We start from the raw sequence: 13370 nt of genomic DNA, 5'->3' as shown, positions 1-13370 counted from the left end.
GGGAGACTTGCGTTTCCCTGTCGATTTAACGCCGCGCCCGGGGTACTCTCCGGGCGTTTGCGTGAAGGCATCCCGCGTTCACGCGAATATTCGGGCTAGCTGGGAATGACCATGTCACAACGCGACTATTACGAGGTGCTGGGCGTCTCCAAGGACGCCTCGGCCGCCGATATCAAAAAGGCCTTCCGCCGCCTGGCGATGAAGTACCACCCGGACCGCAACCCGGGGGACGAGGAGGCCGAGGCCAAGTTCAAGGAGGCGCGCTCCGCCTATGATGTCCTCAGCGACGATCAGAAGCGCGCGGCGTACGACCGCTACGGCCACGCTGGGGTGGATGGCAGTGCCGGCGGCTTCGGCGGCGGGGCCGGGGCCTCCAACTTCAGCGATATTTTCGAGGATATCTTCGGGGACATCTTCGGTGGTGGCGGGGGCGGCCGCGGCCAACGGGCCTATCGTGGCTCCGATCTGCAGTACAACCTGGATCTGACCCTGGAGGAGGCTGTATTCGGCACCGAGGTGAAGATCCGCATCCCGACCACGGTGAGCTGCGAGGCCTGCGACGGGTCCGGCGCCGAACCGGGAACCTCGCCGGAGACCTGTCCGACCTGTAACGGTGTGGGGCAGGTGCGCATTCAGCAGGGTTTTTTCTCGGTTCAGCAGACCTGCCCGCGTTGTGAGGGCTCGGGCAAGATCGTCTCCAGCCCCTGCAAGTCCTGCCACGGCAAGGGCCGGGTGCAGGAGCAGAACACCCTGGATGTGAAGATCCCGGCCGGAGTGGACAATGGCGACCGTATCCGCCTGGCCGGCCAGGGCGAGGCGGGCATGAACGGTGGCCCGCCCGGCGATCTCTACGTGCAGGTGCGGGTTAAGCCGCACAAGCTGTTCCGACGCGACGGTTCGGACCTGCATTGCGAGGTCCCGGTCTCGTTCGCGACGGCCGCGCTAGGGGGTGATCTGGAGGTCCCGTCGCTGGATGGACGGGTCAAGCTCAAGGTTCCGGCGGAGACCCAGACCGGCAAGCAGTTCCGGGTTGGGGGCAAGGGCGTGAAATCCGTGCATGGCGGCGGGGTTGGTGACCTGATCTGCCGCGTGGTGGTGGAAACGCCGATCAACCTGACCAAGGAGCAAAAGCAGCTCCTGCGCCAGTTTGATGAATCGACCCAGGCCGGTGGCACCAAGCACAGCCCGCAGGAGCAATCCTGGCTGGACGGCGTGAAAGGCTTCTTCGAAGACCTGAACTTCTGGTCCAAGTAGCCCTTCCTCACTCGTGCCTGTGGCCACTCGTGTTGGTTGCACCACAGAAAAAAGCGATTCACAGGAAGACGGGAAGATTGAAAGGGGGATAATGTGGTCGGCCGCACAGGCACGGTCGGCGTTGGCTTCGCGACGGTCACTGTTCCCGTCCTTTCACCCCAAAAAATCTTCCTGTCTTCCAAACTTCCTGTGAATCGCCCTTGGCCCGTCTTTTTCTGTGCGCTTTGTGGCGAAAAATGGAGCGCTGAGCGTTATGGCTCAGGTCGAGGAGAAGTCGAAGGTCGGTGCCGTCATGGGGGCCTGCAGGAAGTAGCCCTGGACGAGGTTCACGTTCAGGCTGTAGAGCACGGCCAGTACGCTGGCGTCCTCGACGTAAGGGACGATGACCTGCTTGCCTTTGGTGTGCGCCGCCTCGGTGTATTCGCGGATGACCTGCTGGTTCTCGTCGCTTTCCGCCAAGTTCTTCACATAGGACGGGTCCAGTTTGATGTGGTCCGCCTCCAGGTGCTGCAGCAGCTGGAACGGGTTCAGGCCGTTACCGAAGTCGTCGATGCACAGGTGGCCGTGCATTTCCTGGAGCCCGCGAGCGACGTGCATGGACGGTTTGAGGTGGGTGACGACGGTTGGCTCTTTCAGCTCGACGATCACGTTGTCGGCTGGGACGCGCAGGGTATGCAGATCGTCGTGTAGCCAGCTGACGACCGAGGGGTCGCCCAGTGAGCCGGTGGTCAGCTTCAGGAAGAACTGAGTACCCGGATCCTGCTTGAGCTGTTCCGCCAGGACCTGCAGCGCCGTCTTCAGGATCCACCGATCGATGGGGGTGGCCATGTCGGTACGTTCGGCGCTGGGCAGGAAGGCGTCCGGTTCGTGGACATGCCCTTCGGCATCACGCAGACGCACGAAGACGGAGTAACGCGGTCGATCGGCCCCGTGAAGGTTTACGATCGGCTGGTACAGCAGTTCCAGGCGGTTGTGATCCAGGGCATCCTGGATGCGCAGCTTCCACTGCTGGTCGGCCTGGGCCTGATTCATCTCGCCTTCCGCTGGGCGGAAGAAGCGGTGGGCTCCGCCGCCGACCTCCACGGCCTTCTGCAGCGCGCGGTCTGCCTGAGCGAGCAGTTCCTCGGCGTTCGCTGCGGCCTCGTCGGCGATCACGACCCCGGCCGACAGGGTGCAATTGGTGGAGGCATTGCTGAGTTCGAAGACGCGCCCGGTGACGGCCTCCATCAGTCCATGAATGCGGGATTCGACCTCGTTGCGGCGGGTGTCGGGAATCAGGATGCCGAAGTGCTCGCCATCCAGGCGGGCCGCGATCGCGGGTTCGGCGAAGTGGTCCTCGATCAGCTTGCCGATATCGGCCAGTAGTAGGTCACTGGCGGACATCCCGACGTTGGCCCGGATATCGGTGAATCGGTCCACCGCCAGGGTCACCAGGGCAAATGGTTTCTCCGACTGGGCGGCCTGGGTCTGAGCGGCCTCGATCATCCCGGTGAAGTGCTGACGGTTGTACAGCCCGGTGACCAGATCGCGTTGCGACAGGTAGTCGATCTTTTCCGCCAGCTCCGGATCTTCCTGGGCCGAGTCCAGCAGGACCTGAGTGCAGGCCTCGCCCTCGACGCTGGCGGTGGACAGGCGCAGGTTGGCCTCGAACGGGGTGCCGTCAAACGACTGCAGCTGGAAGGCCTGGTGCGCCTGCTCGCCCTCCTCGCCATTCTGGAAGCGTCGCAGCAGGGCCTTCAGTTCGTCCCGGCTTTCCGGGGCGATCAGGTCCATCAGGGGGAGGCCGTCAATCTCTTCGGGATCGGCAATCCCGAACCGCTCGCGCCAGGAGGCATTCGCGTAGATGTGCATGCCCTCATGCACGTAGGCGATCGCGTCGCGCGAGTTATCCAGCAAAAGCTGACAGCGGCGCTCCGATTCCTGCAACGAGGTGTCGATACGCGCCATCTGCTGGCGCAGCTGGAATTGCTCGGCGGCGCGAACGGTAAGGATACTGGCGAGCTCGTTCAGTTCGTGGTCCACAACGGCATAGGCACCCGCCTCGTAATCATCCAGCCGCTCCGCCTCAGCGCGTTCAGTCAAAACGATGACGGGCGTGCGGCGGCCGGAGGCCAGCAGGGCCTCGTCGATGTGTTCCCGGGTCAGGCCGAGGCCAGGTTCGATGAGTACGAGTACATCGAAGCGCCGGTTTTCCAGCGCCTCGGCCAGGGCGTCCGTAGTAGAGACCTGTTCCGGGCGAATCGCGTTACCGCGAGTGCGTATGTTGCTGATGACCTCTTCCGCCCGATTGGGGTTGCTGGTGACGAAGAGGGTGCGAATGGTCTCGTTCATGGGGCTTGATCGTCGCGGTTGCGGGTCGTGAATGGCGGTCCGTCGTCATTCTCGAGGGCGGGTCCGTTGTTGACCCCAAAATCCTCGTCGGGCGGCTTGGTGACCTCCAGGGCGGTCATACGGCAGCCCACTTCGGTGAACAGCGTAGTGCCTGTGCGCTCATTGTCCAGCTCGAGGACACGTGCGCGGCCGTTCAGCCAGCAGACGACGTGTTTCTCATGGTCGAACACCTGCGCCGGGAGGAACAACGCGGCCCCTTCGGCATCGGTGCGTTGTGGGGCAAAAAGGCCGGGGTGCGGTACCCCGGCGGCAATGCCATTGCGGTAGTCCTGAATCTGCATCGGCAGGCAACGGTTGGCCAGGTACTCCACGCCGATGCTGATACGGGCACCACGGTCGGCGTCGGGGGCGTCGTCGTAACGGATCCAGCGCAGTACGCCTACCGTCCAACGGTGCCCGTCTACCGCGCGCAGCCCGACCAGGTCGCCAATTAGCAGGGATTGCTGGGGCGCGTCCAGGTTCAGGCGAACACCGCCGGCACCGACGTCGTCGACCCGCCAATGTTCCGGGGGGTGGCGCTTGGTGATCGGCCCCTGTGGATCGTTCAGCGAAGAGATCTCGAGCCCCCGACTGACGTCTTCCCAGGCCGTGGCGCTGGCGCTTGGGATATCGTCCATCAGGGGGCGAAGGTCTTGGGTGCGACCGGTCGAATGCGGGTTGTCGGCCAGCGCGAGATCCGAGCCGCGTAAGGCCGCCTGGGACATAGCAAAGACGCTGACCCCGCGGTCGCGCTGTTGCAGGGATTGTGGTCGACCCTCATCCGGATCGCCTTCTGTGGGCGCTTCCCGTTCCTGGCGCTGGGTCTCCATGTCGGCCAGCAGGAAACCGTGGATCCGCTCCAGCCCGAGGACACAAACCCGCTGCTGATCCTGGGTGCGTTCACGGCTGTGGCGGCGGGTGGGCAGATGCGACCACAGTCGAATGAGGTGCTCGGCCAGGGGGCTCTCGTCCTGGTGGGTACCGGGTTCCAGGCGATCCGGATGTTCGCGCAGTTCTTCCAGAACCGGGGCCAGCTCTACGAAACAGGCGGAGTCGGTCGGGGGGTTGCTGCGCAGGACCAGGCCCGGGGCATGGTCGCGATCAAGATCGCAGCGCAGAACCGGGAGTTCCGGATGCTGAGTGGGGTCAGGGGCGGCGCGGCACTGCATCGGGAGCTTGTCGATCCAGTGGGCCAGGATGTCGATCTCACCCATCTTCAAGGCGTTCGTGTCCGTGTTGCTCAATACCATCAGGCGTGCCATCACGCTCTCGATGGTGTCGACCGACAGGGGGCCAAGGCGTTTCTGCGTGGCGGCCGCTTCGTTGGCCAGACCCTGGGATCGGGCCAGTCGAAGCAGGTCGAAGAGTTGTTGCCAATGCCCCGAAGGCATTGGCTGGTACAGCCGCCAATAGTGCACGCTCAAGGCGGCGAGCAGGGTGACGGCCGCTTGCAGGTGGGGTGCCACACGCTCGCTGTGGCGAGCGTCGACCGTGTCGATGCGTTCGCGTACGACCAGCAGCTCGGCCTGAACCAGGGCATGTAGCACGGTGCTGTGGCTTTCGGCGCGCTCCCGGCTGCGGTCGCCTAGCGGGAGTGGACGCTGGCGCAGCAGGCGCTCCAGTGCCGGCAGCAGGGGCAGTAGATGGTCTTCCAGGATCTCCAGCAGCGAGGCCCGCAGACCCGGGCGCAGGGCGGTGGCGTTGAGTGCGTTCACCGCGTCCCCCAGCTGTCGGATGCCGAGCTCGGGCTCGCTGCCGGGTAGCGCTTCGCACCAGGCCCTCAGCGCCTGCGGGGTCTGGTGAGGAAAGCTGCCAGGACCGGCCGGTTGGGCGGGTAGCTCGGGCAGGGCTTGCAGCATGGGCATATCCAGTGGTTGCTGGGGAGATGCTGACCTTATGGTCTTCGCGGGCGCTCGAGACGATAAAGCTGGCGCTACTTTAGCAGCAAACGGTGCAAACGGTGTGGTCGCTGATGTGCTTCATTCACGACCGGGAAACAGTGCCAGGAGCGTCTTTCCGGGGGCGCCGGAGATCTCGCGCGCCAACCGAGGAACCAGGTAGCCTGGCAGGCGGGCGTGCAGTGCCTGGTACAGCGCGTGGGCGCGCGCGTCCGGGACCTCGAAGTGCGCGGTGCCGCGGGTGCGATCGAGCTGGTGCAGGTAGTAGGGAAGCACGCCGAGGCGAAAACCGGCCTCCTGGAGTTCGACCAGGGTCTCGACATCGTCGTTGACCCCCGCGAGCAGGACGGCCTGGTTGAGCAGGGTGATCCCGGCCGCCTGCAGTCGCCGCAGGGCCGCATCCGCCGGTGCGGCGAATTCGCGCGGGTGGTTCGCGTGCAGCACCAGGACGTGCTGCAGGCGACCCTGCCCGAGCCAGGTCAGCAGGGCATCGTCCACTCGCTCCGGCAGGACCACGGGCAGACGGGTGTGAATGCGTAGACGCTGGAGGTGGGGGATGGCGGCCAGGCGATCGGCGAGGCGCTTTAGCCGGACGTCACTAAGCGCTAGAGGGTCTCCGCCGCTGAGGATGATTTCGTGGAGTTCCGGATGGCCCGCGATGTAGTCCAGCGCGGGTTCCCAGTCGTCCTGGGCAGGATTGTGTTCGGCGTAATCGAACTCGCGGCGGAAGCAGTAGCGGCAGTGGATGGCGCAGGCCCCAGTGGTTAGCAGCAGGGCCCGGCCATGATATTTGTGCACCACGCCCGGCGCTGCCAGGGCGTCGTGATCCCCCACCGGGTCGCTGACGAAGCCGGGAAGCTCATGGGTCTCTTCGTTGCGCGGCATGACCTGCCGCAGCAGCGGGTCATCCGGGTTGCCCGGACGCATGCGCGCCAGGTAACTCTCCGGGATGCGGGTGCGGAACAACCGATGCCCCGCCTGCGCGCTCGGCAGCGACGTGGATGGTAGCCCGAGCCTTTGCAGAAGCGTCTCCGGGTCCTTGATCGCGCGTGCCAGCGCCTGTTGCCAGAGCGGTGTGGTGCGCGGCCCGGTCGTTGTGGATGACTGGGTTCCGCGCGGCGCGCGCGTTATCATGACGGGCTTTGTGGGCATGGTTCGTTTCCGGACGGGGCGGCGTGTCCGCGCCACGCATCTTTGAGGACAGCGCGCAATGGCAACCTACAGTACCAACGAATTCAAGGCCGGTCTCAAACTCCTGTTGGATGGCGATCCGCAGTCCATCGTCGAGAACGAATTCGTCAAGCCTGGCAAAGGGCAGGCCTTCAACCGGGTGAAGCTGCGCAATCTGCGCACCGGCCGGGTACTGGAGAAGACCTTCAAGTCCGGTGAGTCGGTTGAGGCCGCCGACGTAATGGATACCGAGATGCAGTATCTCTACAACGATGGCGAGTTCTGGCACTTCATGGTGCCGGATACCTTCGAGCAGTACGCCGTTGGCGAGGCCGCGCTGGGGGATTCCGGCCAGTGGCTGAAGGAGCAGGACACCTGCACGGTGACCCTGTGGAACGGCGAACCGCTCTCGGTGGTGCCGCCGGCCTTTACCGAGATGAAGATTACCCAGTGCGATCCGGGCTTGCGTGGGGATACCGCGCAGGGCGGCACCAAGCCGGCCACGCTGGAGAGCGGGGCAGTGGTCAAGGTCCCGTTGTTCGTGGAAGAAGGCGAGACGATCAAGGTCGATACCCGCAACGGCGAATACGTCTCGCGCGCCTGACGTCGCCGGCCCCAACGGTATGAGCGACTGGCGGCCGGGTGCGGCCGAGGCCCGCACGGCCCGCGCCCGCCTGCTTGCCGGGCTGCGGGCGTTCTTCGCGGAGCGCGGGGTGCTTGAGGTGGAGACCCCGATCCTGAGCCGCGGGGCGCCCCTGGACCCGATGCTGGAGAGCTGGGAGGCACAGGCCCCTGGCGGTGAGCGGGGCTATCTGCAGACCTCGCCTGAGTTCCCGATGAAGCGCCTGCTCGCGGGCGGGGCCCCGGATATCTACCAAATCGCTCGGGTCTTCCGCGGCGGCGAAACGGGCCCCCGCCACAACCCCGAGTTCACCCTGCTGGAGTGGTACCGCCGAGACCTGGACCACCATGCACTGGCTCGCGAGGTGGTCGCGCTGATCGTGGATCAGGCGTCCCGGTCGCCCGACTGGCGGGCACCCAGCGGCTGCAAAGAGATCGCCTACGCGGACCTGTTTCGTACCACCCTGAATGTGGACCCCGTGCGCGCGGATGCCGCGGAACTGGAACGGGTGGCGGTGGATCACGGGCTCAGCATTCATGGTGGCTTGGACCGGGATGGCTGGCTGGATGCCCTGATCAGTCTGGTCATCGCACCACGATTCCCGCCGGACAGGCTGACGATCTTGTTCGACTACCCCGAGAGCCAGGCCGTGCTCGCACGCCCCTGCGTCGGCCGGCCGGACTACGCCGCCCGTTTCGAGCTCTACTGGGGCGACCTGGAATTGGCCAACGGCTATTTCGAACTGACAGATCCCAAGGTGTTTCGCCTTCGCCGGGATCGGGATATGGCGATCCGCCGCGAGCGTGGCCAGACGCTACCGCCACCTGATCGGCACCTGGAGGCGGCGCTGGATGCCGGTCTTCCAGACTGTGCCGGCGTGGCCCTGGGCGTAGATCGCCTGCTGATGTGTCTGCTGGATGTTTCCCGCATTGACGAGGTGCTCGATTTCCCCTGGTCGCGGATGTAATCGGGGCTTGTCCGGGAGGTCGCTTGGGACCAGTATAGGGCGCTGTTCATCACGCCTTCTCAGGATGGTTCGCCGCATGTCTCCGTATCGCTCTTTGTGTCGCCAGGGTAGCCCTTGGGGGCGCTGGTTTTTGGGTGGTGGTTATCTGTGGTGGGTTGCGCTGTTTTGGTTGGCAGCGCCGGTTGCACAGGCCCAGTTCGAACATCTGCCCGGTCCGTTGCAACAGGCGATCGAAAGCCAGCGGCTGCCGCCGGAGAACGTCGGCTTGTGGGTCCAGCGGATGTCCGATGGTGCGGTGCTGGCGCGCCTGAACGTCGATCAGTCTTACAACCCCGCCTCCACCATGAAGCTGGCGACTTCGCTGGCCGCCCTGCACGAACTGGGCCCGGATTACACCTGGACCACCGAGATATGGGCGACGCGTCCGGTGCGCGACGGTGTGCTGCGGGGCGATCTGGTGATTCGAGGGACCGGCGATCCCGGCATGGTCAGCGAGGAACACTGGCGCATGCTGGGACAGCTGCGCCAGACCGGGCTCCGGCGCATCGAGGGCAATGTCATCCTCGACGCCTCGCATTTCGAGCTAGCCCCCGAGGATCCGGCGGCGTTCAATGACCAGCCGCTGCGTGCCTACAATCAGTTGCCCTACGCCCTGCATGTGAATTCCAACGCCCAGCGCTTTCGGGTTCGCCCCGAACGTCGCGGGGACGGCATCGACGTGACCGTCGATCCGCCTTTGCCCGGGCTGGAGATCGTGAACCGCTTGCAACCAACCCGTGGCAGCTGTGGGGCCTGGCAAAGGGGGATCCGCTTCAACGCCAACCCAGAGGCGCAGCGGGTTACCCTCGCTGGCGAGTATCCGGTCAACTGTGGCGACTACGAAATGCTGCGCTCGGTGCTGTCGCCGGAGGCCAATCACGCCGAGATGTTCCGCCTGCACTGGGAACAATGGGGCGGTGAGTTGACCGGCGAGATTCGCCCTGGTGTCCTGCCCGTCTTGTACGACGAGCCGATCCTGCGCCATACCTCGCGGCCGCTGGCGGATCTGATTCGGGTCTCCAACAAGTGGAGTTCCAACGTGATGACCCGCCACCTGCTCCTGACCCTGGGGGCTCGCCATTTCACCCCGCCCGCGACCCTCGAGAAGGGGCGTGAAGCGTTGCTGGAATCGCTGCGTGGCATGGGGGTTGATGTGGGGGGTATGGTGGTCGACAACGGTTCCGGCCTGAGTCGGCATACCCGGATGACGGCACGCCAGTTGGGCGGCATCCTGGAGGCGGGCTGGAAGCACCCCCACCGTCCAGAGTTTCAGTCCTCATTGGCGCTGGCGGGGTTGGACGGGACGCTTCGCAACCGTTTCCGTAATGGCAGCCAGCGCGACTTACGCGGGCAGATGCACCTGAAGACCGGGCATCTGAACGAGGTCTCGACAGTCGCCGGCTATGTGCGCACTCAAGGCGGAGATGACCTGGCCGTGGTCGTGCTGGTCAACGATCCACGTGCCCATCTCGGCATGGGCCGAAACCTCCAGGATGCGGTCCTCGAATGGGCCCACCGCTTCTGACCCACCCGCGTGCCTCCGTGGCAGGGACCTTTAAGGAGACGCTGGTTCAATCGCACGTCCGCGTTGGTGCCCCCTGTTTCCCGATCCTGCGTTGCGCCTCCCTTGTGCAGAATGACTGCACCGCAGTCACCGCGCCTTGTTCGCACGCAAAAGCGACTCGAGCGCGGACGCGCGATTAAATCAGCGTCTCCTTAAAGCAATAAGCATCGACAGGAAGGCAAGAAGATTGGGAGAGGGATAGTGATTTAGTAGCGGAACCCATCGCGGCCGCCCTCGTCGCATCCTTCCGGTCTTCGAACCTGCCTGTAAATGAATTTCAGGTTTTAGGGAGGCTCTACGTGCCAGTTGGAGAGGATTGGGGGGCGCGAGACGTCGATCTCCAGCGCCTGTAGCCAGCGGGCGACCATGCGGTTGGAATTGTTGAATAGTGTGTAGGACTCCGGGTGTTCGACGAAGGCCATGTCCCACTCGGTAGACTGCGCCCGGTCGTCGTTGCCGGTCTCCCAAATGGCCTCCAGTTCCTCCCGCAGCCGTGTGACCCGTTCCCGAGTGACGATTAGCGGATAGAGCTCTTCCAGTGGCACCCGAAGTTGATGCTCCACCGCGCCCGCCAGTTCGGGCCCGGTGAGCGTCTGGCGTCCCAGTCCGCCACGTGTCGGCAGGAAGAGCCCGGCCAGGCCGACCAGAGGGCCTGTGCGCCGTTCAACGTAAAAGGCCCAGTCACCATAGGAATAGCGGCGCCAGATGTCGGCATTCTCGGTCGGCAGGACCAGGCTGGAATGACGGCCATGGTCCAGAAGCGCGACGGTCACGGGGTCGTCTGGTTCCGGTGGCGCCTGCACCGTGACGGCGGCGCAGCCCTGGATCAGCGACAGAGTCAGTGTAACCAGTGCCAGGCGGAGGGCCCGCGCTCCGCGAGGGGCGGGGACGCGCTGATGAGCGGGTGGCCGCATGGGCGGATCAGTGCTGCTCGAGCTTGCCAAGCTCTGCAAGGATAGAGAGGACCAGTGATTCGCCCTGGGCGCCCATACCCCGGCACAGCGTCTCGGGGTCGCGCTCGCCGTCCACCAGGCGCTTGGTGATGCCACCGAGGAGAGCCATGTCACCGCCAGCGCGGCTCATCTGCTCGGCCATCTGCGACAGCCAGTGCAGGGACTGGACATCGCCGCGGGCCGCACCGTGAATCATCTGTGCGAGGCCGGGCGCCGCCTGCGCGGGGTCGCCGCTTTGCTCGGGGTCGGGCAGGGTCGACGGGTCCTGCAGTCCGGACAGGATTGCCGTCAGGATCACGGTGTCTTCATCGTCCAGGCCGTGCAGCAGGGCCGGGTCGCGTTCGCCCTCAAGCACCCGGCGGATGCGCAGGATCAGGTCACCCCATCCGGCCTCGTGCGCCTGGTTCAGTACCGGCTCCAGTTCACGGCGCGTCTCGGGATTCTGCGTGGCCTGTACAACCAGGTTGATCAGGCCGGCCTGCGCCTGACGGATTTGTTGCGCGTGTTGCAGGTCAATCATGTTGGGACGGGCTCGCTCATGCTGGGACGAATGGTTCGAATGTAGGACATTGCTGCGACGTCCGGCTTCCTTCTTGAGGCGAGGTTAGCATGCCCGGAAGTGCGTTCGACCAGGGGCTGCGGCACAATGGCCCTTACATTTTCAGAGGATGTCGTGGTGGAAGAGCAGACAGCAGTCGGACTGTGGGTGGCCCTCGGGATTCTGGCGATCGTGGTGGCCGGCCTGGTGGGGTTCTGGGTCGGTCGCGTGACCAGTGACGAGCGCAAGCTGATCCGCGAACTGGAAGAAGAGCTGGATAGGCGCATGCAGGAGCTGACCCGCTACCGCAGCCAGGTCAACGACCATTTCGATCGCACCGCCACGCTTTTCGCCACCATGGCGGGGTCCTACCGGGACCTCTACCACCACCTCGCACAGAGTGCGGAGGAGCTGGCGGACAAGCCGACCCGGGACCGCCTGGAGGACCGCGCGGGTCAGTTGTTATCCCACATGACGCGTAGCGACTATGGCACCGGCCCCGGCGAGGCCGCCGGCGGCGCCAACGAGTCGGACGCCCAGGACGACGAGCCGGCCGGCAAGGGCTCCGGAGACGCGCCCCGCAAACCGGACGACCACCCTCGCCCTGACTGACCGCCGCCGCGGAACCAACCGGTTATCACTCCACGAAGCTGACGGAAAAAGCCGAAAAGCGCTAACAGGAAGGTACGAAGACCGGAAGATGGGTTGTGGCGTTGGGAAAATCCATGCGGATTATTCCCCCTGTATTCCTTCCGCTCTTCCAGTCTTCCTGTAGATGCCCTTTTTCGGCGATGGATCAGAGGGCGGAGAGCTGGGCGCGGATCTGGTTGTCCAGGTTCTGGATCCAGTTGTTGTAGTTCGGGTGAATGTTGCCGTCCGCGTAGTCCAGGTTGGAACTGTCCTTGTAGCGGATGCTGTATTCGCCCGCGGCGTACGGGATCTCTATCACGGCCACGTGGTCACGCAGGCTGAGTCGGCCCTCCAGCAAGCCGTCTTGGGTCTCTTCCATGCGCCAGCCCAGCGAGGCACCGGCGGTGCGGATGGCGCGTTCCATCTGTTCGGCACTGGGGCGCTCGCCGTCGACGTCGGTGACCGATGTGCCGCTGATGTCTTGAACTGGCACGGTCCCGCGGCAGCCTGCCAGGGCGACGAGTGCCACCATCAGAATGACCAGCAAGGTCTTGGTGTGCATGGTGTTTTCCTCCTCTGGGTATTGGCGTGTGGGAGTGTAGACAGGTCCGCTCGCGCTTTCCACGCCGGTTGGTATCAAGGTCTACGCAGGGATCGCCACAGCCCTGCGGGCCGCATCCCGCGGCGGAGCAGGTGGCTGGCTACCATCGCGATAATGCGCAGGGTGTCGGCAGTGGGCCGGTAGTGGCTGGGGCGGCAGTCCTCTGGATAGATGCAGCGCACCGGGACGCCCCGCACGGGAAACCCGAGGCGTTCGGCGACGATCAGTGCCTCGGATTCGAACACGAAGCCACGGGACCGGTGGTGGCGCAAATCCAGGCGTTGCAACAACGCGGACGGATAGAGGCGGAAGCCCGATTGCGAGTCCTGCAATGGCTGTCCGGATGCCCAGGCGATCCAGAAGTCCGCCATGCGATCACCAAACAGGCGCAAAGGAGGCGTGTGTTCACGGCCCTTCAGGCGCGCGCCCAGGATTAGCCGGTTCGGGGTCTCGTTCCAGGCGGCGATCAGTGCGGGGATCTCGCGGGTGTCGTGCTGTCCATCGGCATCCAGGGTTACGACCGCATCCGCACCAGTGGCCAGGGCGTGCTGCATGCCGGCCCACAGGGCGGCGGCCTTGCCGCCGTTTGTGTTCTGTCGCAGGACCTCGGCCTGTCCCTCGGCCCGCTTGGCCGTATCGTCATCGGAGCCGTCGTCGACCACGATCACGCGGTCGACATGGGCGCGGGCACCGGCCACCACCGCCTCGATGGTGACGGACTCGTTGTGGGCCGGGATCAGGGCTACGACGGCGGTCATGGCGCG

General features: G+C 64.9%; 12 protein-coding genes. 5 read left to right on the top strand and 7 right to left on the bottom strand.

Going from position 1 to position 13370, the window contains the following annotated elements:
- Positions 1-105: 105 nt before the first annotated feature.
- The gene (gene dnaJ, locus F462_RS03895; RefSeq protein WP_208854126.1) at positions 106-1254 is read left to right on the top strand and encodes a molecular chaperone DnaJ; all 1149 of its coding nucleotides are present in this window, start codon (positions 106-108) and stop codon (positions 1252-1254) included.
- Positions 1255-1512: 258 nt separating this feature from the next.
- Here dnaJ and F462_RS03890 read toward each other — a convergent pair whose 3' ends face one another.
- The 3 genes from F462_RS03890 to epmB form a co-directional block, all read right to left on the bottom strand.
- Entirely contained in the window at positions 1513-3585 is a 2073-nt protein-coding gene (locus F462_RS03890) for an EAL domain-containing protein (protein ID WP_038051779.1), read from the bottom strand.
- Positions 3582-5483 carry a hypothetical protein gene (locus F462_RS03885; protein WP_038051777.1) on the bottom strand — a complete coding sequence of 634 codons (1902 nt, stop codon included), beginning with the start codon at positions 5481-5483 and terminating at the stop codon, positions 3582-3584. Before F462_RS03885 ends, F462_RS03890 begins: the two co-directional genes overlap by 4 nt.
- 120 nt (positions 5484-5603) lie before the next feature.
- The gene (gene epmB, locus F462_RS03880; protein ID WP_038051775.1) at positions 5604-6656 is read right to left on the bottom strand and encodes an EF-P beta-lysylation protein EpmB; all 1053 of its coding nucleotides are present in this window, start codon (positions 6654-6656) and stop codon (positions 5604-5606) included.
- Positions 6657-6732: 76 nt separating this feature from the next.
- On the opposite strand from epmB, the gene efp reads away from it, so the two are divergent.
- The 3 genes from efp (at position 6733) to dacB (ending at position 9845) form a co-directional block, all read left to right on the top strand.
- Positions 6733-7296, top strand: a complete 564-nt coding sequence (efp, locus tag F462_RS03875) for an elongation factor P (protein WP_018142025.1) — start codon at positions 6733-6735, stop codon at positions 7294-7296.
- A gap of 19 nt (positions 7297-7315) precedes the next feature.
- On the top strand, positions 7316-8281 hold the full coding sequence (epmA, locus tag F462_RS03870) for an EF-P lysine aminoacylase EpmA (RefSeq protein WP_038051772.1): 966 nt from the start codon (positions 7316-7318) through the stop codon (positions 8279-8281).
- Positions 8282-8357: 76 nt separating this feature from the next.
- On the top strand, positions 8358-9845 hold the full coding sequence (dacB, locus tag F462_RS03865; RefSeq protein WP_038051769.1) for a D-alanyl-D-alanine carboxypeptidase/D-alanyl-D-alanine endopeptidase: 1488 nt from the start codon (positions 8358-8360) through the stop codon (positions 9843-9845).
- A gap of 323 nt (positions 9846-10168) precedes the next feature.
- On the opposite strand, the gene F462_RS03860 is transcribed toward dacB, so the two are convergent.
- On the bottom strand, positions 10169-10798 hold the full coding sequence (locus F462_RS03860; protein ID WP_038051767.1) for a DUF2459 domain-containing protein: 630 nt from the start codon (positions 10796-10798) through the stop codon (positions 10169-10171).
- Positions 10799-10805: 7 nt separating this feature from the next.
- Positions 10806-11357, bottom strand: coding sequence for a hypothetical protein (locus F462_RS03855; RefSeq protein ID WP_038051766.1), 552 nt, complete (start codon positions 11355-11357; stop codon positions 10806-10808).
- Between the two features lie 156 nt (positions 11358-11513).
- Here F462_RS03855 and F462_RS03850 point away from each other — a divergent pair, with 156 nt between their 5' ends.
- Complete coding sequence (locus tag F462_RS03850) at positions 11514-11987, top strand: Z-ring associated ZapG family protein (RefSeq protein ID WP_156100413.1); 474 nt, start codon at positions 11514-11516, stop codon at positions 11985-11987.
- 184 nt (positions 11988-12171) lie between these two features.
- Here F462_RS03850 and F462_RS03845 read toward each other — a convergent pair whose 3' ends face one another.
- Both F462_RS03845 and F462_RS03840 read right to left on the bottom strand, forming a co-directional pair.
- A complete protein-coding gene (locus F462_RS03845; RefSeq protein ID WP_038051761.1) occupies positions 12172-12567 on the bottom strand; it encodes a hypothetical protein in 396 nt (131 codons plus the stop codon).
- Positions 12568-12641: 74 nt separating this feature from the next.
- Positions 12642-13364 (bottom strand): glycosyltransferase family 2 protein, encoded by a 723-nt coding sequence (locus F462_RS03840; RefSeq protein WP_038051755.1) that lies wholly within the window; start codon positions 13362-13364, stop codon positions 12642-12644.
- Positions 13365-13370: the final 6 nt, after the last annotated feature.

It is taken from the genome of Thioalkalivibrio sp. ALJ1, assembly GCF_000745395.1.
Classification (GTDB): Bacteria; Pseudomonadota; Gammaproteobacteria; order Ectothiorhodospirales; family Ectothiorhodospiraceae; genus Thioalkalivibrio.
This window is presented reverse-complemented; position numbering and strand designations above follow the sequence as displayed.